31 protein-coding genes are annotated in these 18,196 nt (G+C 64.3%); 21 read left to right on the forward strand and 10 right to left on the reverse strand.

Features of this window, described 5'->3' with window-relative positions; translation table 11 throughout:
• Positions 1–34 precede the first annotated feature (34 nt).
• Entirely contained in the window at positions 35–202 is a 168-nt protein-coding gene (locus XH88_RS39320) for a hypothetical protein (protein ID WP_442868499.1), read from the reverse strand.
• Complete coding sequence (locus tag XH88_RS31990; protein WP_271672199.1) at positions 135–698, reverse strand: protein-L-isoaspartate O-methyltransferase family protein; 564 nt, start codon at positions 696–698, stop codon at positions 135–137. The genes XH88_RS39320 and XH88_RS31990 overlap by 68 nt, the downstream gene beginning before the upstream one ends.
• 217 nt (positions 699–915) lie before the next feature.
• Between XH88_RS31990 and XH88_RS31995 the strand changes: the two genes are divergently transcribed.
• Positions 916–1,143, forward strand: coding sequence for a hypothetical protein (locus tag XH88_RS31995; RefSeq protein ID WP_271672200.1), 228 nt, complete (start codon positions 916–918; stop codon positions 1,141–1,143).
• Between the two features lie 37 nt (positions 1,144–1,180).
• Positions 1,181–1,648: a hypothetical protein gene (locus XH88_RS32000; protein ID WP_028153401.1), complete on the forward strand. Its 468-nt coding sequence runs from the start codon at positions 1,181–1,183 to the stop codon at positions 1,646–1,648.
• 247 nt (positions 1,649–1,895) lie between these two features.
• Here XH88_RS32000 and XH88_RS32005 read toward each other — a convergent pair whose 3' ends face one another.
• Positions 1,896–2,087: a hypothetical protein gene (locus XH88_RS32005; RefSeq protein WP_271672201.1), complete on the reverse strand. Its 192-nt coding sequence runs from the start codon at positions 2,085–2,087 to the stop codon at positions 1,896–1,898.
• Between the two features lie 158 nt (positions 2,088–2,245).
• On the opposite strand from XH88_RS32005, the gene XH88_RS32010 reads away from it, so the two are divergent.
• From XH88_RS32010 to XH88_RS39330, 3 genes are all read left to right on the forward strand, one after another.
• Positions 2,246–2,611, forward strand: a complete 366-nt coding sequence (locus XH88_RS32010; protein WP_018643617.1) for a PRC-barrel domain-containing protein — start codon at positions 2,246–2,248, stop codon at positions 2,609–2,611.
• Positions 2,612–2,728: 117 nt separating this feature from the next.
• Positions 2,729–2,884, forward strand: a complete 156-nt coding sequence (locus tag XH88_RS39325; RefSeq protein WP_442868500.1) for a hypothetical protein — start codon at positions 2,729–2,731, stop codon at positions 2,882–2,884.
• A gap of 6 nt (positions 2,885–2,890) precedes the next feature.
• Entirely contained in the window at positions 2,891–3,106 is a 216-nt protein-coding gene (locus tag XH88_RS39330) for a response regulator (protein ID WP_442868501.1), read from the forward strand.
• On the opposite strand, the gene XH88_RS32020 is transcribed toward XH88_RS39330, so the two are convergent.
• Complete coding sequence (locus tag XH88_RS32020) at positions 3,090–3,311, reverse strand: hypothetical protein (RefSeq protein ID WP_212431475.1); 222 nt, start codon at positions 3,309–3,311, stop codon at positions 3,090–3,092. The two genes, XH88_RS39330 and XH88_RS32020, sit on opposite strands and share 17 nt — an antisense overlap.
• Before the next feature lie 913 nt (positions 3,312–4,224).
• On the opposite strand from XH88_RS32020, the gene XH88_RS32025 reads away from it, so the two are divergent.
• Positions 4,225–4,392 (forward strand): hypothetical protein, encoded by a 168-nt coding sequence (locus XH88_RS32025; RefSeq protein ID WP_271672202.1) that lies wholly within the window; start codon positions 4,225–4,227, stop codon positions 4,390–4,392.
• 17 nt (positions 4,393–4,409) lie between these two features.
• Here XH88_RS32025 and XH88_RS32030 read toward each other — a convergent pair whose 3' ends face one another.
• Together XH88_RS32030 and XH88_RS32035 are read right to left on the reverse strand one after the other, a co-directional pair.
• A complete protein-coding gene (locus XH88_RS32030) occupies positions 4,410–4,658 on the reverse strand; it encodes a hypothetical protein (protein WP_271672203.1) in 249 nt (82 codons plus the stop codon).
• Positions 4,651–4,881: a hypothetical protein gene (locus XH88_RS32035; protein WP_271672204.1), complete on the reverse strand. Its 231-nt coding sequence runs from the start codon at positions 4,879–4,881 to the stop codon at positions 4,651–4,653. The genes XH88_RS32030 and XH88_RS32035 overlap by 8 nt, the downstream gene beginning before the upstream one ends.
• A gap of 89 nt (positions 4,882–4,970) precedes the next feature.
• Between XH88_RS32035 and XH88_RS32040 the strand changes: the two genes are divergently transcribed.
• From XH88_RS32040 to XH88_RS32090, 11 genes are all read left to right on the forward strand, one after another.
• Positions 4,971–5,213: a hypothetical protein gene (locus XH88_RS32040; protein ID WP_271672205.1), complete on the forward strand. Its 243-nt coding sequence runs from the start codon at positions 4,971–4,973 to the stop codon at positions 5,211–5,213.
• 54 nt (positions 5,214–5,267) lie between these two features.
• Positions 5,268–6,113 (forward strand): non-homologous end joining protein Ku, encoded by an 846-nt coding sequence (ku, locus tag XH88_RS32045; RefSeq protein WP_271672206.1) that lies wholly within the window; start codon positions 5,268–5,270, stop codon positions 6,111–6,113.
• Positions 6,114–6,206: 93 nt separating this feature from the next.
• On the forward strand, positions 6,207–6,416 hold the full coding sequence (locus XH88_RS32050; protein ID WP_271672207.1) for a hypothetical protein: 210 nt from the start codon (positions 6,207–6,209) through the stop codon (positions 6,414–6,416).
• A 399-nt stretch (positions 6,417–6,815) separates the two neighbouring features.
• Positions 6,816–8,276 (forward strand): glucan biosynthesis protein G, encoded by a 1,461-nt coding sequence (locus tag XH88_RS32055; protein WP_442868502.1) that lies wholly within the window; start codon positions 6,816–6,818, stop codon positions 8,274–8,276.
• Positions 8,264–10,381, forward strand: coding sequence for a glucans biosynthesis glucosyltransferase MdoH (gene mdoH, locus XH88_RS32060; RefSeq protein ID WP_271672209.1), 2,118 nt, complete (start codon positions 8,264–8,266; stop codon positions 10,379–10,381). Before XH88_RS32055 ends, mdoH begins: the two co-directional genes overlap by 13 nt.
• 127 nt (positions 10,382–10,508) lie before the next feature.
• Entirely contained in the window at positions 10,509–10,847 is a 339-nt protein-coding gene (locus tag XH88_RS32065; RefSeq protein WP_271672210.1) for a DUF1236 domain-containing protein, read from the forward strand.
• Between the two features lie 90 nt (positions 10,848–10,937).
• The gene (locus XH88_RS32070) at positions 10,938–11,357 is read left to right on the forward strand and encodes a hypothetical protein (RefSeq protein ID WP_271672211.1); all 420 of its coding nucleotides are present in this window, start codon (positions 10,938–10,940) and stop codon (positions 11,355–11,357) included.
• 256 nt (positions 11,358–11,613) lie between these two features.
• Complete coding sequence (locus XH88_RS32075) at positions 11,614–11,814, forward strand: hypothetical protein (RefSeq protein WP_271672212.1); 201 nt, start codon at positions 11,614–11,616, stop codon at positions 11,812–11,814.
• A gap of 13 nt (positions 11,815–11,827) precedes the next feature.
• Positions 11,828–12,235 (forward strand): hypothetical protein, encoded by a 408-nt coding sequence (locus XH88_RS32080; protein WP_271672213.1) that lies wholly within the window; start codon positions 11,828–11,830, stop codon positions 12,233–12,235.
• Positions 12,236–12,336: 101 nt separating this feature from the next.
• Positions 12,337–12,546, forward strand: a complete 210-nt coding sequence (locus XH88_RS32085) for a hypothetical protein (protein WP_271672214.1) — start codon at positions 12,337–12,339, stop codon at positions 12,544–12,546.
• Between the two features lie 131 nt (positions 12,547–12,677).
• Positions 12,678–13,868 carry a glycosyltransferase family 4 protein gene (locus tag XH88_RS32090; RefSeq protein ID WP_271672215.1) on the forward strand — a complete coding sequence of 397 codons (1,191 nt, stop codon included), beginning with the start codon at positions 12,678–12,680 and terminating at the stop codon, positions 13,866–13,868.
• Here the strand turns inward: XH88_RS32090 and XH88_RS32095 are convergent.
• Together XH88_RS32095 and XH88_RS32100 are read right to left on the reverse strand one after the other, a co-directional pair.
• Positions 13,805–14,032, reverse strand: coding sequence for a hypothetical protein (locus XH88_RS32095; protein WP_271672216.1), 228 nt, complete (start codon positions 14,030–14,032; stop codon positions 13,805–13,807). The two genes, XH88_RS32090 and XH88_RS32095, sit on opposite strands and share 64 nt — an antisense overlap.
• 101 nt (positions 14,033–14,133) lie before the next feature.
• Entirely contained in the window at positions 14,134–14,385 is a 252-nt protein-coding gene (locus XH88_RS32100; RefSeq protein ID WP_271672217.1) for a hypothetical protein, read from the reverse strand.
• Between the two features lie 294 nt (positions 14,386–14,679).
• On the opposite strand from XH88_RS32100, the gene XH88_RS32105 reads away from it, so the two are divergent.
• The 3 genes from XH88_RS32105 to XH88_RS32115 are packed head-to-tail and all read left to right on the forward strand — an operon-like array spanning position 14,680 to position 16,352.
• Positions 14,680–15,780 (forward strand): DUF1236 domain-containing protein, encoded by a 1,101-nt coding sequence (locus XH88_RS32105; RefSeq protein WP_271672218.1) that lies wholly within the window; start codon positions 14,680–14,682, stop codon positions 15,778–15,780.
• Between the two features lie 23 nt (positions 15,781–15,803).
• Positions 15,804–16,121 (forward strand): hypothetical protein, encoded by a 318-nt coding sequence (locus XH88_RS32110; RefSeq protein ID WP_271672263.1) that lies wholly within the window; start codon positions 15,804–15,806, stop codon positions 16,119–16,121.
• Positions 16,122–16,181: 60 nt separating this feature from the next.
• A complete protein-coding gene (locus tag XH88_RS32115) occupies positions 16,182–16,352 on the forward strand; it encodes a hypothetical protein (protein WP_271672219.1) in 171 nt (56 codons plus the stop codon).
• Positions 16,353–16,564: 212 nt separating this feature from the next.
• Here XH88_RS32115 and XH88_RS32120 read toward each other — a convergent pair whose 3' ends face one another.
• Positions 16,565–16,930 (reverse strand): response regulator, encoded by a 366-nt coding sequence (locus tag XH88_RS32120; protein ID WP_271672220.1) that lies wholly within the window; start codon positions 16,928–16,930, stop codon positions 16,565–16,567.
• A 194-nt stretch (positions 16,931–17,124) separates the two neighbouring features.
• Here XH88_RS32120 and XH88_RS32125 point away from each other — a divergent pair, with 194 nt between their 5' ends.
• Positions 17,125–18,030, forward strand: coding sequence for a sensor histidine kinase (locus XH88_RS32125; protein ID WP_271672221.1), 906 nt, complete (start codon positions 17,125–17,127; stop codon positions 18,028–18,030).
• Here XH88_RS32125 and XH88_RS32130 read toward each other — a convergent pair whose 3' ends face one another.
• Positions 18,031–18,186, reverse strand: a complete 156-nt coding sequence (locus tag XH88_RS32130; protein ID WP_271672222.1) for a hypothetical protein — start codon at positions 18,184–18,186, stop codon at positions 18,031–18,033.
• Positions 18,187–18,196 lie beyond the last annotated feature (10 nt).

Genomic DNA, 18,196 nt, shown 5'->3' on the forward strand with positions numbered 1-18,196 from the left:
GGCCTTTTCGCGCCGATTGAGATGGCGCGGGCTTTCAGCCGGAGATCAGAGGAACGAAGCGGACCTCCTCTATCCTTTCCTCGACGAACCTACCGTCCGGCTCGCGTGTCAGCTTCGTCAGCCACTGCACACCGTCAGGATCGCCGAGCGGGATGAGCAGTCGTCCCAACGGAGCTAGTTGAGCCTTGAGGACGGCGGGCATCTGCGCGCCGGCGGCCGAGACCCAGGATCACGTCGAACTCGCCGCCATCCGGCCAACCTGCGGTCCCGTCGCCATGACGCAGATCCACGTTGCGGCAGCCGAGATGCCGAAGTCGCGATCGGGCGCGCTGCACCAAAGCCTCGTGACGCTCGATCGCGCAAACCTCATGCCCGAGCTTGGCGGCGAGCGCCGCCAGATAACCCGAACCCGCGCCGATCTCCAGAATCCGGTCCGATTTGGCGATCGCGGCAGCCTCGAGCATCTTGGCGACGATGAAGGGCTGAGAGATGGTCTGCCCTTTCGGAATCGGTACGGCAATGTCTTCGTACGCGGCTTCCGCGAACCGCCGATCAAGGAAAATTTCGCGGGGGACCTCGCGCATCGCCAGCAGGACCCGCCTGCTGCGAATACCGCGGCTGGCAATCTGCACGTCGACCATCGCGTCGCGGAGGAAGCGCGACCTCTTGGACCGTTTGCTCTCCCTGACCGCGCGCATGACCTCTCCTAGGCATGGACGATTTCGCTCCAGCAGAGGGAAAACTCGGAAGCCCGCGACTTGCTCCTCGACGAGACGGCCGGGTCGCTCTCGCCGACGAGACCGAGTTCGCTGCCGATGAGTGAATCGCGGAGCTGCCGTCAGGAACGTGCCCGCACCGGGAACGGCCGCCTCCGGACGGAATTGATCTCGCTGAAACCGAGCCCGGAGAACGCTCATGAAGTGGATCTGCACGGCGGCATGCGTGGCCGCAATGGCGCTGGCATCGGCCTCCGGCGCGGACGCCAAGGGTTGCATCAAGGGCGCCATCGTCGGCGGCGTCGCCGGCCACATGGCCGGTCATGGCAAGCTCGGCGCGGCGGCCGGCTGCGCTATCGGCCATCATGAGGCCAACAAGCAGAACCCGAACAATTCGAACGCCCAGGCGCCGTCGGGCCAGAGGTGATTTCCGGATCGGGCCTCCATAGTGTTGGAGAGACGCGATGAAATCGACGGTGTCGGCGCTCGTTCTTGGACTTGCCGTCACGACCTCCATGGTCTCGGCTCAACCGGCGAGATGGACCACCTACTCCATCCCGCAGACAGGTACCTCGGTCGATTTTCCGGCCTCGATCTTTACCGAAGAGGCGGGCCGGCCGGACGGCTACGGACAGCGATTTAGGACTGCTGACGGCCGAGCCGACCTTACGATACAGGCCACGCCCAACGTCTCGAACGATTCACCAGCTGCATTTCTCGCAAAGAAGCATCCGCCCGCGCGCATTCAGTACAAGCGAACGACGCCTCGGTTTTTCGCGGTGTCCAGTTATAAGGGCGACAAGGTCTGGTACGACCGGTGCAACTTCTCAAGTGGATTGATTCACTGCGTCCTGATCAACTACCCGGCGAACGAAGAGCGCGACTGGGACGACATCGTAACGCGGATCAGCCTCTCGCTGAGGGGCAGATAAGGAGGGTGCGGGTGGACCTCGCGCGGGCTGCGCGGGTGCCTATGCCCGTGGCTTCGAGAACACGGAAGTCCGAGAGGCCGCCGCCTTTGGCTATCCTCGCGAGCGCTAGTTCTGAATAGCGGGTCGTGAGACCTTTGGCTATCCGCGACAGGCGCCGTAGTTCAACGGCGGGCGACGGTCCCTGCAGTTCAATAGGGCGGCAAGGCTATCGTTCCTCCGATCTGCCCGCGGCTCGCCGATCTGTGGTTCACGCGGTAGCCGCCGCCCGTCCGGCCCCGGTGATGCGATACTCGATATCTCCGGATGGAAGCGGTTCGGTTTCCACGAGACCAAGCTCCACGAGCCGCGCCACGATTTCATGGTCGAACGTCGGCGGGCTGACCCAGGATTCGCCGAGGAGCTTCCTCAGAAAATCCCGCTCCAGATCGGTCAGCTCCATGCTCTAACTCCGCTCGCCGACTTCGTCCGGCACATTGCGGCGCGTCATCCGATCCGGCCGCTTCATCCCTGGGAGATCAACTTTTCGCCCCGGATTGTGCCAGGAACAGAGGCATCGTGGCCCCGTTGATTCCCGAAGACAACACCCAGGAGGTCAACATGACCATGGAAGATCGCGAGACGTTCAGCCTGATCGGCAGCGACAAGGTCGAGGGCACGAACGCGTACGACGCGAAGGGCGAAAAGGTCGGCTACATCGAGCGCGTCATGATCGACAAGATCAGCGGCAAGGTGTCGTACGCGGTGCTCAGCTTCGGCGGCCTGCTCGGCATCGGCGACGATCACTATCCGCTGCCATGGCAGACGCTGAAATACGACACCAACCTCGGCGGCTATGTAGTCACCGGCATTTCCCAGGACCAGCTCCGCGGCGCCCCCAAATACGCCGACGAGAGCAGTTGGAATTGGAGCGACCCGGCGACGACGCGCTCGGTGAACGCCTATTACGGTGTGCCGGTGGCTTGACACGGCGCATTACGTTGCCTGGCTGGCTGACGTCGGAGGTCGCTCTTCCGCCGGACTGCGGACCAGCGCACTGCCGCACGCGAGACGACCCGGCTCGGTCGCCGAGGAGATTTGAAAGTGAGTGATGCCGTTCGTGTTCTGGTCGTGGAGGATGAAGCTCTCATCGCAAGCTTCGTCGAGGACGCCTTGTCCGACGGCGGTTTCGAGGCCTGCTCGGTCCATTCGGGGGAAGAGGCCATGTGCACCTTTTGCGATGGCCGCGAGGGATGTTGAGTCCTGCTGACGGACGTCAACCTGGGTGACGGCATCAGCGGCTGGGAGCTGGCGCGGCAGATCAGGGAAAAGACGCCTGGCTTTCCCGTGGTCTACATGACGAGCGCCAGCGCGCCTGACTGGCAATCGCAGGGCGTCGACGGCAGCGTCCTGATCCAAAAGCCCTTTGCGCCGGCGCAATTGGCTGCCGTCGTGTCGCAGCTACTCAATGCGGGGGTCTAGCCGCGGCCGCGGCGCGAGCCGCTGCTACCGCCATCCAGTCCCGCAGCAGTCCCTTGTCCTCTTTGGAAAATGACGCCCGCCGCTTGAGATCCTCGAACGTGTCATCGGGATGGCATCGCTCGAAATCCTCTCGGATCAGCGACTCGAGGTAGGTTCGATCCTCGGTGCTGCCTGAATCCAAATGCTGGCGCGAGTCGGTCCTCATGGTTGTCTCCTCGGCGCACGCAGTCGAAGGCGGCCCGGATGCGGCACAACGGCAAGAGCGATCGTTAGTTCACGAACAGATTGGTCCGGATCAACCCGAGGGCTGCTCGGCGGTCGTTGCGACCGCCGCCGCCGTGAGGCCGGTCCGCCGCTGAATTCCTGTAGGGTCACTCCGGCTTCGGCGTCCCCCTTGCCGCCGCACTTCGTGCAACGGTCCGGAAAGATCCTAAGACCGGGTTCGGTGTCGTGCGCTGACTGGTGGTGCCCAGTGCCATTGCAGGCGTCGCACTTGACCTCAGTGGAGCCGCCTTTCCTCATGCTTCGCCCGGACCGGAAAAGTGTGTCGCCGGCGGCGTGGTGCGCGGCGGCGGCAGGGGCCGGGCGCCCCCGCCGGGTTTGCTCTTGGTGTCGTACCTCTTGGCCAGGTCGAGCAGCCGTCTTCGTGTGAACGGAGCCGCTCTTTCCGCAAGATCGCGCGCCCGTTTGCGAAGCCGCTGTAGAACTCTCCCATGACCACCCCACAACATCACCGAAGCAGGATTTGATTGGTGGCGCGGTTCGCTCAAGAGCTCGCTTGTGTCCGCGCGACGATCGGGAATAGGCTAAGCGCAGCGGGGGAAGCCAGATGTCGCTGCAGCACCAAATCCGGAAGCCGTGCCCTCACTGCGGGCGGCCGATGAAGCTTGTGCGCGACGAGGCCATCAGAGGCGGGGAGCGCTACGTCTGCCCCCATTGCGACGACGATCCGCTGCACGACCCCGCCGCCCGGAAGTGGGTGGACGGCCCGCTGCGGCCGCCGGCGAAATAGTGGCCCGGAAAGAAATCGGACCGGGCAGGTTTGGGGGACGCCAGGGCTGGCAAGTTCGTCGCGGGCGCACCAAGTCGTTTGTAGATGCCAAGCATCGGGAGGCGCGATGTCGACGGTCGCAAAACTGCTCGCGCGGAAGCAGGCGCTCTTGGAGCGACTGGAGGGCGATCCTGGGCCGAACGAGCGGGAGGAAATCCAGGCATTGCTCGTCCAGATCGAGACCGCGCTGAACTTGCTCGAGCCGAGAGATGCCGCCGGTCCAAGCGACGAGTGAAGCTAGGTCGTCGCCCGTCAGAGTGCGCTCAGATCGTCTGGTACCTCGCCGAACATGCGGATCAGCTTGGCGTCGCTGAAGTCGCCGCTCGATGGATCTCCTGTCCGGGAGAATGCGATGGCGCCGACATGACCCGGCTTGCGGGAGAGCGCCTCGGCCCGCATCACCGCGGCGTCGGCGCTGAGGCACTCCGTCGCCTCGCCGGCGGCCAGGCCGTCGTCGGAGAAAACGAACGGTAGAGCGACGTAGTAGGTCACATCAGCCATTTGCCTCGTCCTTGTGTTCGCGCGCCGCGCGGAGCAGCCCGCGGGCGTAGCCGGTCGACACCTTGGCCCGGAGCTCGTCGAGCTGTCGCTCCAGGAAGTCGTTGGCGACAAGAAGCGCCTTCACGGCCTCGCGCGGATCGCTTCCGCAGGCAGCGATGGCCTGGTCGGCGGCCAGATCGAGGTCGCCTTCGGCGAGCGTAGCGGGTTCGGGCGCAGCGGGCATAACCTATGTTCCCTATTCGTTCTCGGCGAGTCAAGCGGCTTCCGCAGGTTTAATCTCCCGACCGACCCGGGCTGGGGTAGACTGCGGGGATGGACCTGACGATGGCGCGACGACACCTCCTGGAAGCGGAGCGTCACGTCGCGCTTAGCGAAGGTCACGTCGCCCGGCAGCTCGCAATCGTCAAAAGGCTGGAAAGCGCGGGACACCCGATAGGACTGGCCTGCGATGTGCTCGACACGTTCCGGATGCTATTGGCCTCGCACATCGACCACCGCGACCTGATCCGCCGCGAAATCGATGACTGGAAGGCCGTCCGGAATGTCGGAACCTAGGCGTCCCGATCGTCTTGAATCCCAGTCCCCCGTACCCAGGAGTGTTGCGTCCCCATGGCCCCCCGCGCCAACTGGAAAGGCTTCCTTCGTCTGTCTCTGGTAACCTGTCCGGTGGCGCTCTATCCGGCCACCTCCGAGTCCGAGAAGATCTCGTTCAACCAGCTCAACCGGCAGACCGGCCACCGCATCAAGTACCTGAAGGTCGACGCCGACACCGGTGACGAAGTGCCCAACGAGGACATCGTCAAGGGCTACCAACTCGAGAAGGACCAGTTCATCGAGGTCACCAAGGAGGAGCTCGAGGAGATCGCGCTGGAGTCAACGCGCACCATCGAGATCGACGAGTTCGTCGACAGGTCGGACATCGACCCGCGCTACCTGATCCGCCCGTACTACCTGCGTCCGGACGGCAAGGTCGGGCACGACGCTTTCGCGGTGATCCGCGAGACCATCCGCGAGATGGACAAGGTCGCGATCGGGCGAGTCGTGCTGACCAACCGCGAGCACATCATCGCGCTCGAGGCCCGGGACAAGGGGCTGATCGGTACGCTGCTGCGCTATCCCTACGAGGTCAGGAGCGAACAGGAATATTTCGACGAGATCCAGGACGTGAAGGTCACGAAGGACATGCTGGACCTCGCCAGGCACATCGTGAATCAGAAGGCGGGGCGTTTCGATCCGGAGAAGTTCGAGGATCACTACGAGAGCGCTCTGGTCGAGCTCATCAACCAGAAACGCGCCGGAAAGGTCATCCGACCCAAGGAGCGGCCGAAGGGCGAGAACGTCGTCGATCTGATGGACGCGCTGCGCCAGAGCGTGGGCGGCTCTGTGGCACAAGCCGCGACGCCGAAGAAGCCCGCCAAGAAGCCGGCGGCCGGGCCCCGGCGGAGGTCGGCCTAGGAACCGAGACGGGGGAAGCCGGTTTCTGTGGCGCCACTCTAAGAGGTTCGCACGGATATGAAAGAATCGTCGGCGATAACGGAGGCATCCGGATTGACGGACGAGCAGGCCGCCCTCGAGCGGGCTTCGGCGGACCGGTCGGGCGCGGATACCGGGTCCGCGGACGGCAGGACAACCACGCCAACTTTGCGGGATGCGGCGATGCACTGGGCCGAGCGATTGCGCGAAGTCACCGTGAAAGCCCCGCTGCAGTCGCTCCTTGTCGCGTTTCTGGTCGGCATTTGGTTTGCTCGTCGCCGTTAGGGACCGCCGATGAGGACGCGATCAGGGCCTGGGACAGCAGCGCGAACCGGGCTGCCGAGTTACCGTTGATCTGGCGCAAGTGTCGGGCGTCGAACCCGTGAATCCTACGGACATGCAAAAGCCGGCTGACCATGTACAGCGCAGCGAGCTGAATTCCAGCAAGGCTCGCCTGGAAGAGGCGCGTCGGGCCGCGGAGGAATACGCCGCTGATCTCCGGGAAATCATCAGAAAGCTTCGCGCGCGTCTGCTCAATTGAGACCGGGGGCGCGGCATCAATGCCGGCCGCGCAGTGGAACTCGCTCGCTCGGCGGTCGTTGCCATGGCCGCGGCAAGCAGTAGCGAGTAGGAGAGCACGTGAACCGACGGCAACTTGTTCAGGGGTCGGCGTTGCTGCCGGCGTTGCTGCTCGCCTCGCGCAGCGGTTACGCCGCCACGTCGGATGACGTGTTTGGGCCGTCCACGGTTAGGGACTTGGCCCGTGCGCTGGCCGGCAAACCGTACGAGGCGCCGGACGAGAAGCTTCCGAGCGGATTGAAGGACCTGGACTACGATCAGTATCGTTCGATCCGCTTCTTGCCGGAGCGTGCGCTCTGGCGCGGCAAGAATCTTCCTTTCGAGGCACAGTTTTTTCATCGCGGCTTCTTCTACAAGAACAGGGTGAACATCTTCGAGGTCGCGGACGGAAAGGCTACCGAGCTCAAGTACCGCAAAGAGGACTTTTCTTTCGGCGAGAAGGTCCCGGCGTTCGACGACAGCGATCTCGGGTTTGCTGGCTTTCGCATTCATGCACCGATGAACCGCCCCGACTATTACGACGAGGTCTGCGTCTTCTTAGGGGCGAGCTACTTCCGCGCCGTGGCCAAGGGACAGACATACGGGCTTTCCGCCCGGGGGCTCTCGATCGATACGGGCGAAGCCAAGGGCGAGGAATTTCCGTTCTTCAAGACGTTCTGGCTCGAGCGGCCGGCGTCGGGTGCAACCTCGATGGTCATCCATGCTCTGCTCGACAGCAAGAGCTGCGCCGCGAGCTACCGATTGACCCTCCGCCCTGGGGACACAACGGTCTTTGACGTCGAGATGTCGGTCTACCCGCGCGTCGAGATGCAGCGCGCCGGGCTCGCGCCCATGACCAGCATGTTCTTCTACGGTCCGAACGACCGCAACGACATCGACGATTTCCGCCCCTCAGTCCACGATTCCGACGGCCTCGCGATCTTCAACGGCAAGGGCGAAAGCCTGTGGCGGCCGCTCAGCAATCCGCGTGATCTCCAGATCAGCACCTTTCAGGATCTCAATCCGCGCGGGTTCGGGTTGATGCAGCGGGAGAGAAACTTCTTCGCCTACCAGGACATCGAATCCAGCTTCGAAAAACGTCCAAGTCTCTGGATGGAGCCGATCGGCGATTGGGGCGAGGGCGGCGTCACGCTGTTCGAGATTCCGACGAAGGAAGAGGTTCACGACAACATCGCCGCATTCTGGCGACCGAAAAACCCGCTGCAGGCCAAGGGTGAACACATCTACACCTATCGGCTGCATTGGGGGCCGGATAGCCCGAAGGCGCATTCGCTGGCCCGCTTCACGCGAAGCGGGATAGGGGCGCGGGGCGAGGACGCCCGCCTCTTCGTCCTCGAGCTGGTCGGCGACAACCTGAAGGGCATCGATCCTGCCGGCGTCAAAGGCGTCGTGACGGCGGAGAAATCCGAGGTGAAGAACATCGTCACGCAGCCCAATCCTTACACCGGTGGCTGGCGGCTGAGCTTTCAGTGCCCGGTGAAGGGTGAGCCCGTCGAGCTGCGCGCTTTTCTGACCGAGGGCGACAAGCCCTTGTCGGAAGTCTGGGTCTACCGATGGGCCCCCTGACCACGGCGCCCCGGCCGGTCGCCGGCGATATCGCGACGCAGCGCCTGCTGCCGCGCGAGTCGCCGCTTCCGATGGCTCCTGGCGACCTCGGGAAAAGCCGAGTCCCCGACCGCGTTCCTGCGGCGGCGGGCCACGCGATGGCCTGGAGGCGCGGCCTCATTCTACTCGCGACGGCGGCGCTCACGGGGGCAGGCGGCTACGAGATGTATCGCGTGCTCGAGGTCGGTGGCGTCACCGTCCTCGAAGCCACGGTGCTGGCTCTCTTCCTGGTCCTGCTCGCCTGGGTCTCCTTTTCATTCGCATCCGCATTGGCCGGGTTCTTCGTGCTGCTCGCGCATCGTCCGGACACGGCGACCGGTGCGGAACTGCCTGCAGTTTCGAGCCGCACCGCCATGCTGCTGCCGACCTACAACGAAGACCCGCACCGATTGACGGCCCGGCTGCGCGCGATCATCGAGTCCTTGGAAGCGACGACCCATGGAGAGCTGTTCGACTGGTACGTCCTGAGCGACAGCACCGATCCGGACATCTGGGTCGCAGAAGAAAAGGCACTCCTCGCATTGCGACAGGCGGTCGGCACATCGCGGCTGTACTATCGTCATCGCGCGGACAATACGGCGCGCAAAGCCGGCAACATCGCGGAGTGGATCACGCGGTTCGGCGCTGTGTACGACTTCATGATCGTGCTCGACGCCGACAGCCTCATGAGCGGACAGACCATCGTCAGATTGGTCCATGCGATCGAGACCAACCCCACCGCGGGCCTCGTCCAAACGCTGCCCATGGTCGTCAACGCGCGAAGTCTGTTCAGCCGCGTCCAGCAATTCGCGGGCCGGCTGTACGGACCAATGATCGCCGCCGGCGTCGCTTGGTGGCACGGCTCCGAGGGCAATTACTGGGGCCACAACGCGATCATCCGGGTGAAGGCGTTCGCGGAAGCGGCGGCGCTTCCGCAGCTACGGGGGCGCAAGCCGTTCGGCGGGCACATCCTCAGCCACGATTTCGTCGAGGCAGCGCTGATGCGGCGGGCCGGGTGGGGCATCTACATGCTGCCGATGCTCGGCGGAAGCTACGAAGAGGTGCCGCCTTCGCTGCTCGATTTCGCGGCGCGCGACCGACGCTGGTGCCAGGGCAATCTTCAGCATCTCGCCGTCGTGCCCGCTCGCGGTCTCCACTGGGTGTCACGCCTGCATTTCCTGGTGGGGATCGGGGCATATCTCACGGCGCCGCTGTGGCTGCTCTTCCTGCTGCTGGGGATGCTGATTTCGCTGCAGGCCCGGTTCGTGCGTCCGGAGTATTTTCCCAAGGGCTTCTCGCTGTTTCCGACCTGGCCGGCTCAGGATCCCGTGCTCGCCATTTGGGTGTTCGTCGCCACGATGGGACTGCTACTGATGCCGAAGCTGCTCAGCCTGGTCCTCGTCTGGATGCGGCGCTCGGAGCGACGCGAGTTCGGCGGTCCGTTTCGAACCTCGGCCGGAGTATTCGCAGAGATCCTGGTGTCGGCGCTGATGGCGCCGGTGATGATGATTTTTCAGTCGATTGCCGTGGTCGAGATCCTGGCCGGGCGTGATGCCGGCTGGCAGACCCAAAGGCGCGACGACGGCACGGTGGAACGCCGGGAGCTCTATCGGAAATACGGCATCCCGACCCTGTGCGGCGTTGCGATGGCCGCAAGCGCGTACGCCGTTTCGCTGCCCCTTTTGCTTTGGATGTCGCCGGTGATCGTTGGGCTGCTGTTCGCCGTCCCTATCGGGGCGCTGACGGCCAAGCCGTCGCCCGGCAAACTGTTTGCCACCCCAGAAGACCGAGAGCCGCCTTTGGTCTTGCGCCGGGCCAACGAATTGAGCGCGGCGGCGGGGGCCGGCATCAGACCTGCCCTGGTGGCGCTGCGCGAAGACCCTGAGCTGTTGGCCTTCCACGTCGCTCAGCTGCCGTCTCCTCGAGCCGCCCGGCCCGATACCGTCGACGCCAACCTGGCGGTCGCCCGGGCCAGGGCGGATGCGAGTGAGACGTTCGAAGAGGCTGCCGCGCATCTTTCTTCGCGGGAAGTCTTCTCAATGTTGAACGACGGCTCGTCGCTCTCGACCGTGTTGCAGAAGCCCTAGCGCGCCGATTGCTTCGGGGGCTTAGCTCAGGCATTCGGGAAAATCAGGCAATTAGCCTGCCGCGCTCCGGAACCTTGCCATCATCCGCGGGTTCTTGCAGGCCGCATCCTGCGGTCAGGAGATTACGATGAAGAAGCTGATGCTGACGTGCGCGACCGCCGCGCTGATCTCGACGGGCGCCATGGCGCAGTCCACAGTCGTCACGACCACCACCGGCGCCGGTCATGCCGCCGTGCAGATCGAGCCGGAATACCGCACCAAGATTCGCACCTACGTGACCGAGCACAAGGTTCGTCCGGTGCAGCAGAAGATCGTAGTCGGTCAGCCCGTGCCGCGCGAAGTCGAACTCGAGGCAGTGCCCGCCGACTGGGGTCCTTCGCTCACCAAGTATCGTTACGTCTACTCGGGCGAACGCGTGATGCTGGTCGATCCGTCGACCCGCACGGTCGTCCAGGAGATCGACTAAGCCTTTGGACGGGTCTCTGAATCGAGCGACCCGCCTCCGGTCAATCCGGCCCCGCCGAAACCCCGATTTCTTCCTAGCGAGCGGCCGTTCATGCCGATCATCCGATACTTCGTCTTCGTCGGCGCGCTGCTGCTGGCGCTGCTCTTCGCTGCCGATCTATATCTGCCGGCCCCTGTCGAGCGCACGGGCCCGTCCGATCCCGACAGGACCATCATCGGGATCGCCTCGGCGAGGGCCCTTCCGGAGAAGATCGTATTCGATACGCGTCTGCGCGATGTTCCGATGATCGCGCAGACCGATCCAATCCCTGAAGAACCCCGACACCAGGTGCGCGAAGCCATGGCCGCCATGCCTGCAGCACCTTCCGTGGAGGTCAGGAAGGAAGCGCCGGCTCAAGCCTCCGCGGCGGCCCGTCGCCACCCGAAGCGCTCGGCAAAGCTACAAAGGGGGATACCCGAGCGACGTCTCGCCTTCGAGCGGGCCGATCCATTTGCCGGCGGATGGTGGTGAGTCTGCGCGTGGTGCGCCCAGGAAAAGGCCGCGTCTTGGAGGCGACCTTCGTTGACTTCGGCTGAGCGGATCTCGCCGGTCCCGGTGGTGCCGCTGGGCGGGCGGGCTGCTGGGCGGCCGGTTTTAGGTTGTCTCAGCTGATGCCGCCCGGAAGTGCTCGGTCGGTGCATAGCAGCGTATGGCCGGCGTTAACTTTGTTGAATTTTCCGCACACCATTCCCGCAGTAAGCTAACTCTTCTTGCGTTGGGGGCTCCCATGTTCGATCCGGCCACGACCGCGCTTCTGCGCGCCGTATTTGACGAGGTCTGCGAAGACGTCTCGCGCTACGAAACCGAGGCGCGCACCCATGTCGCGTCAAGGATACTGGAAGCGGCTACGAACGGCGACAGCTCGCCGGAGAGGCTCAAGCAGGTGGGACGCGAGGCCCTTCACGACGCTCCGACGATGTGGCGATAGGCGGAGGGTTGGGGTGAACTTCCAGGTCACTGTGCTCAAGATCCTGGTGAGCTATCCCGATGGATTCGCCCTCATGGCGGACCTCAAGCGCGATATGGCGATTCTGGCGACGAGCGGGCGGGACTGGGCCGAGCGGACCAAGCGCCTCGCTGCTCGCGTGCCCGCTCTCGATATCTTCTCGCAAGGATTGGTCGAACGTCTGAATGGCGGATGGCGTATCACCGAGAAGGGCCGCGGCGTGCTCGAATTCTTGGAAGCAAGGCCTGCCGAGATGCCGGTGGAGAGCGCCGTCCTGGCAGCGGAGCCTTCGGCTTCGGCTACGCCGGCTTCTCCGCTTCTCGTCGCCAGACGCTCTGGCAGAAGCCAGCGCCTTCAGCGTCGCCGTGCGGCACGCGAGCGGGCACGTGCCAAAGCATGCTGAATGCGCGTGCTCTCCGACTGACTTCGCGGACCGGGAAAAACCGGAAACTTTGCTCACCGTCTTGAGTTGCCAGCGACTGGATTGGCCGCGGGAGCTTGAAGATGGTCGACGACGTGGTTCTGAAGAACGCCACCGAGACAGCGTGGTCCGTCTACCGGGCGCGCCACCCCGACGTCGATCCGCAGGACAGCAGGCGCTGCCTTCTCGAGCGCCATCTGCAAAAGCGAGGAGAAGAGCATGAGAGCGATACCGAAGCACTCGCCGGCTTCGGGATTGCTTACCGGCAGCGGTTCTTCCAGGACGGATGTTGAGGACCCTCAAAATGCTCGTCGCGCGTGTAGCCCGCGGAAGCACAAGGCCCTATTGGACGCTGCTCGCGATTTCATTTCTCATCTCCGCGATCGTCGTGATCGGCTTGCGGTTCGTGGTCGGGAGCTGATCGATGCGGATCGCGCAGCTTGCCCCGTTGGCCGAGAGCGTTCCTCCGAAGTTGTATGGCGGCACGGAGCGGGTGATCGCCTGGCTGGTGGATGCGCTGGTCGAACTCGGACACGACGTCACCCTGTTCGCGAGCGGCGACTCCCGCACGAAGGCCAAGCTCCACACGGTGTGGCCCCGCGCGTTGCGTCTGGGGCGACGGGGGGTCGACCCGAACGCCGCCTGCTCGCTGCTGATCGAGGCCGTCGCCGAACGTGCGCACGAATTTGACGTCATTCATTCTCACGTCGACTGGCTGCCCCTGCCGGTGCTGAGCCGGACCGGCGTGCCGTTTCTGACGACGATGCACGGCCGGCTCGACCTTCCTGGCTTGTCCGACGTGATCGGGACGTTCGCTGGCGCCCCTTTCGTCTCCATCTCCGACAATCAGCGCCGTCCGCTTCCGGGTGCCAACTGGATCGCGACGATTCAGCACGGATTGCCCAAGGACCTGTTTCGTCCCTCCTACGAAGCCGGGTCGTACCTGGCCTTTCTGGGGCGGCTGACGGCGGAGAAAGGGCCGGAAGCTGCGATGCGCATCGCCCGCGCCGTCCGAATGCCGCTCCGGATCGCGGCCAAGATTCCTCGCGCGGAGACGGCATATTTCAAGAAGAAGCTCGAGCCTGAGATCGACGGCGAAGAGATCAAGCTTATCGGCGAGGTGGACGAAGCCCGCAAGCAGCCGTTCCTCGCCGGCGCCGCCGCGTTGCTCTTTCCGATCGATTGGCCCGAGCCCTTCGGCCTGGTGATGATCGAGGCGATGGCCTGCGGGACGCCCGTGATCGCCTACCGCTCCGGATCGGTGCCGGAAGTCGTGGAGGACGGCGTCACCGGCTTCATCGTGGACGGCGAGGAGCAGGCGATCGAGGCGATCGAGCAGGTCGTCCGCTTGGATCGACGAAAAGTCCGCGCCCGGTTCGAGGAGCGATTCGTCGCGAGCCGAATGGCGAGGGAATACGAAGAGCGATATCGCGAGCTGGTCGCTGACAGGCAACGCCTGCCGAAGGAATCGTTCGGCCGAAACGAAAGCGGCTCGTCCGCGTACCGGAGGAGCCGTTCGTCAAATCGGCTTTTCGGAATAGAGCCGCCGGATTACTGCTCGGTGCAGACCTTGGTGGTCTTCACGGCGGACTCGGCCTCCGTCTTGGTCTTGTAGACGCCATTGCCCACGACCGTCGTGGTGGTCGTCGTCGGCTTGGTGTCGACGACGGTGCACTTCTTTGTGGTCGCGTCGCGGACGATGTAGAACTCGGCGGCACTGGCGGCCTGGGTGCCGAGAGCGAAAGCGGCGAGCGCGCCGCACAGGATCAGCTTCTTCATGGTGTCCTCCTAAAGCAGTCCATAAGTGGTGACTGCTAACGAGGCTGGCGCGGCCGAAGTTCCACTTATTCCCGGTCGCGGCGGCATGAAGAGAAGAGCTTTCAGGTGGCCTGCTTACCCCCGTCGATGATCTGAAATCGCGGTCCGGTCAGGTGGTCGGGCGGCACGATGACCGCTGTGAAATCCGTGTCCTGCCGTTGGGCGCGTTTGCAATTGGGACAGACGAAGAGGTGCGCAATCATCGTCGCGGGATTGTCCCGCACGAGTTCGGATCGAAACCACTTCATGGCTATGCGGCAATTGGGGCAGGTCGGGTTGCCGACTTGCCCCAAGGAATCCTTCAGTCGTTTCATCGGCCGCCCCCGCCGCTTTGTGTTGGGTAAGTCGTAGCAGCTCGGGCGGCGAGGGAAAGTATAAAAAGATACGCGACCAGCCGACATGCCCCAGTGACACTCGCGCCCAGGCATCTGATCGACGCCGCGGCGGACGCCGTCTTGGTTAACGCTCGCTGGCCATTCCGCGAAGCAGCATCTCCGGTCACCGGAAAAATCCGAGGCATCGATTCCGCGCCAATTGCCGAAATTTCCCGGTTTGGAACTGAAGGAGGCGCGGAGGGTTGATCGGCGTCCACATTTGGGAGGTTTCAGATGAACAAGCGTTTATTCTTGGCTACGACCGCTGCGGTCGCCATCGCGACCTCGGCGTTCGCGCAGTCGTCTCCGAGCACGTCGAGCTCCACTCCGTCCGCGACGCAGCAACAGAAGGACTCCACGTCGACGCCGTCCTCTTCGACGTCGACACCCTCGAATTCGTCGGGCTCGGCTCAGACCACTCCGTCGGGCAACTCGGCTCAGAGCCAGTCGCCGTCGTCGACCGGCCAGACCGCCGGTAGCCAACCGTCCAATTCCGGGACGGGCACCAACACCACGCAGGCGCCGGCCTCGGGCAACTCGACGAACCAGGCCCAGACGAATCAGCCGGCGAATCAGTCCGCGACGCCGTCCAACCAAGCGCAGACCAACACGCCGTCGAGCACGACGCAGAGCTCCAATCCGCCCGCTTCGGGCACCAACCAGGCGCAGTCGCCCACCGGTAGCGGCTCGACCAACACCGCCCAGCAGCCGAACAATCAGCAGAACACCGCGGATCGTTCGTCGAACACCAACGTGAACGCGTCGGTGAACATCAACGACCAGCAGCGGACCCGGATCAGCGCGTCGATCTCGCACCTGAACGTGCAGCCGCTCACCAACGTGAACTTCTCCCTGTCGGTGGGCACCGTGGTCCCGCGCGACATCCACCTGCAGCCGCTGCCGGCCGAGGTCGTCGAGATCGTGCCGCAGTATCGCGGCTACAACTTCGTCCTGGTGAAGGACGAGATCGTGATCGTCGAGCCGTCGACCTACAAGATCGTGACGGTCCTGCCGTACTCCGGCCGCTCGACGGCAGCCGCGCCGGCGCCTGCGCAGCAGCGCAAGGTAACGTTCAGCGATCGCGATCGCGAAGTCGTCCGCAAGCACGCCAAGGCGCGCCCGGTCGAGCGCGAGAAGCGGGTGACCACCGGCAGCTCGGTCCGGACCGAGATCCGAACCGGCGAGCGCGTGCCGGAGGGCGTGGAGATCGAGGCCTTCCCGGAGGAGGTCTATCGGGATGCTCCGACCCTTCGCGAGTACCGGTACATCAACCGGGATAGCCGCACCTACATAGTCGAACCCCATGAACGTCGCGTCATCGAAGAGATCGATTGATCTCGCAACGGAGGAGAAGAACCATGAAGACCATCGTGTTAGGAGCGCTCACGGCGACCCTGATGGCGGCGTCCGCGAATGCCGCCCCGCTCGCCCCTGCGGCCATCGCGCCGGCCGGGCTCGGTGCCACCGAGCAGGTCCGTCTCGTCTGTAACGAGTATGGCCGCTGCTACCGGACCCGCGGTCCCCGCTACGTCCAGCGCTACTACGGCGGGGACGACGGGTACGTGGTCCGCCGGAGCTACGGCTACTATGGCGGCCCCGGCTACTACGATCGCGGCTACGGCTACTATGGCGGTGGCCCGAGCATCGGTTTCAGCTTCGGTACCCGGAGCTGGTGAGCTACGAAAGGGCCGCTCTCGAGCGGCCCTTTCTCCGTCGGTTCCTGTGGGGATGATGAGATGTCGGCTGTTGCGAAGCTCCTGGCTCAGAAAGAGCAGTTGATCGCGCGCCTTGAGACCGATCCGGGTCCGAACGAACGGGCCGAGATCCAGGCGTTGCTTTCAAAGATCGAGACGGCGCTGAAGCTGCTCGGCAGCCAGGATTCCACCGCTGCCGCGGCCGACGAGTAGTGGGCGGCGAGCGATTTCCCTGAAGCTCTCCCAAACGATATCCCGCCGGTATGAAGGCCCCAGCTCTGGGGGGCTAGGGGGCTATGAGCTGGGGCCAGTACGGGGTTCGCCCCTGGGGCAGGGGCACCGGGAAAACTTGGCACCGGCACCTTCGTTCCTGCGCAGAAAGTTGGATTGCGTGATCTGCGAAAGGCTCGGCGGCCACAAAACGGCTAGGCCGGGGGTGCACCCTTTTCCTGGCCGAGCTCCTTGACCATTCGGACGATCTCCTCCGGATGGAAAGGCTTTCTCAAGATGAGGCTGCCTGGGACCGGGCGTGGCGGAACGGGCGAGAACCCGGTGGCGTAGATGACCGGCAGCTCCGGATCCTGCTCACGGTATCTCTCCGCGATCTGCCACCCATCCACTTGTCCGGGCAGCCTGACGTCGGTGACCAGCACGTCCGCGACGCGCCGTTCGCACCAGGCCAGCGCCTCCTCGCCGGTGCTGGCGTGGATCACGTGATAGCCCGCCTCGCGCAGCGCCTCGACGGCGAATTCGCGGATCAGAGGGTCGTCCTCGACGAGAAGTATGCTCACTGCTGACTCTTGACGAAACGCATGTGTCTCGCATCGAACGGCGCAAAGGCTGGCGCGTTCCTGGTTTCGACGGCTTTTGCGGATGAGCCGGTCAAGTGGAATGAAGGCCCCGGCAGGAACGGCTGTCCGCGGCAAGTAGTTTTCAATCCATGAACAGGCTCTATCCGCTGGTTCTGGAGCACTCGCTTCCGGTCGTGGTCCGCTACGGCATCTCGGCTTGCATCATGCTCGTCTGCGCCGTCCTGCAGATGGCCCTTCAGATGCAGACGGGCGCGCCCGGTTACTTCCTGTTGCTCCCCGGCGTGTTCCTGTCAGGCCTGATCTTCGATCGAGGCTCGGGAATCTTCGCGGCCGCGATTGCCGTGGCGGTCGGCGCCTACGTCAGCTACGCGGGCAGCATCGGCCTCGATTTCCTTGCCACGAATTCGCTCTTCGCCATCACCGCGGCCGGGACCGCCACGGTCGCTGAATTCCAGCGGGCGGAGCTCCGGCGGGTCATGCTGGCCGACAAGACCAAGGCCTTGCTGCTGCAGGAGATGGCGCATCGGACCAAGAACAACCTTGCCATCCTCGGGGGCATGATCCGGCTGGAGGCGCGACACGGCAGCCCGGAACTCGCGGCCGCGCTCGAGGCCACCGCCCGAAGGCTGCAGGTGATGGCCGAGGTCTACGACCACCTCTCGGTCAAGCAGGACTCCCGCTCGGTCAACATGCGCTACTTCCTGAACGACGTCGTCGAGAAGGTCTTCCAATCCTTGGCACCGTCGGGGCCCGTCGCCTTCCAGGTGGTCTGTGGCGACTTTTTCCTGCCGCACAACCAGGCCCTTGCGATCGGCATGATCGCCAACGAGCTCGTCACCAACTCCCTGAAGTACGCCTTTCCCGACGACAGGGCAGGTCACGTCACGGTCACGCTTTCGAATGCGGATGAAATCGAGCTGTCGGTTGCAGACAACGGCGTCGGTCTGGCGGATGACGCCGCACCCGGCGGCCTGGGGTCGCGGATCGTCCAGCTTCTCACGCAGCAGCTTGAAGGCGAGATCTCCTACGAGCGGCAGGATCCCGGATTATGCGTTCGGGTGCGCGCGAACCCTCGCTAATTACGACGCGCGCTCTAGGACTCGCAATCGTTCCAGCAGGGACTTCAGGGAAGGCGGAAGCTCCCTGTCGACGCGCAACATCTGGCCAAGCCGTTCGCCGATCTCGGCTGCGATCGCGCGGCCAGGCAGGTCGTCGGGGCGGTCCGGATTGCTCATCGAAGCCAGC

Source organism: Bradyrhizobium sp. CCBAU 51627, assembly GCF_028128765.1.
GTDB lineage: Bacteria > Pseudomonadota > Alphaproteobacteria > Rhizobiales > Xanthobacteraceae > Bradyrhizobium.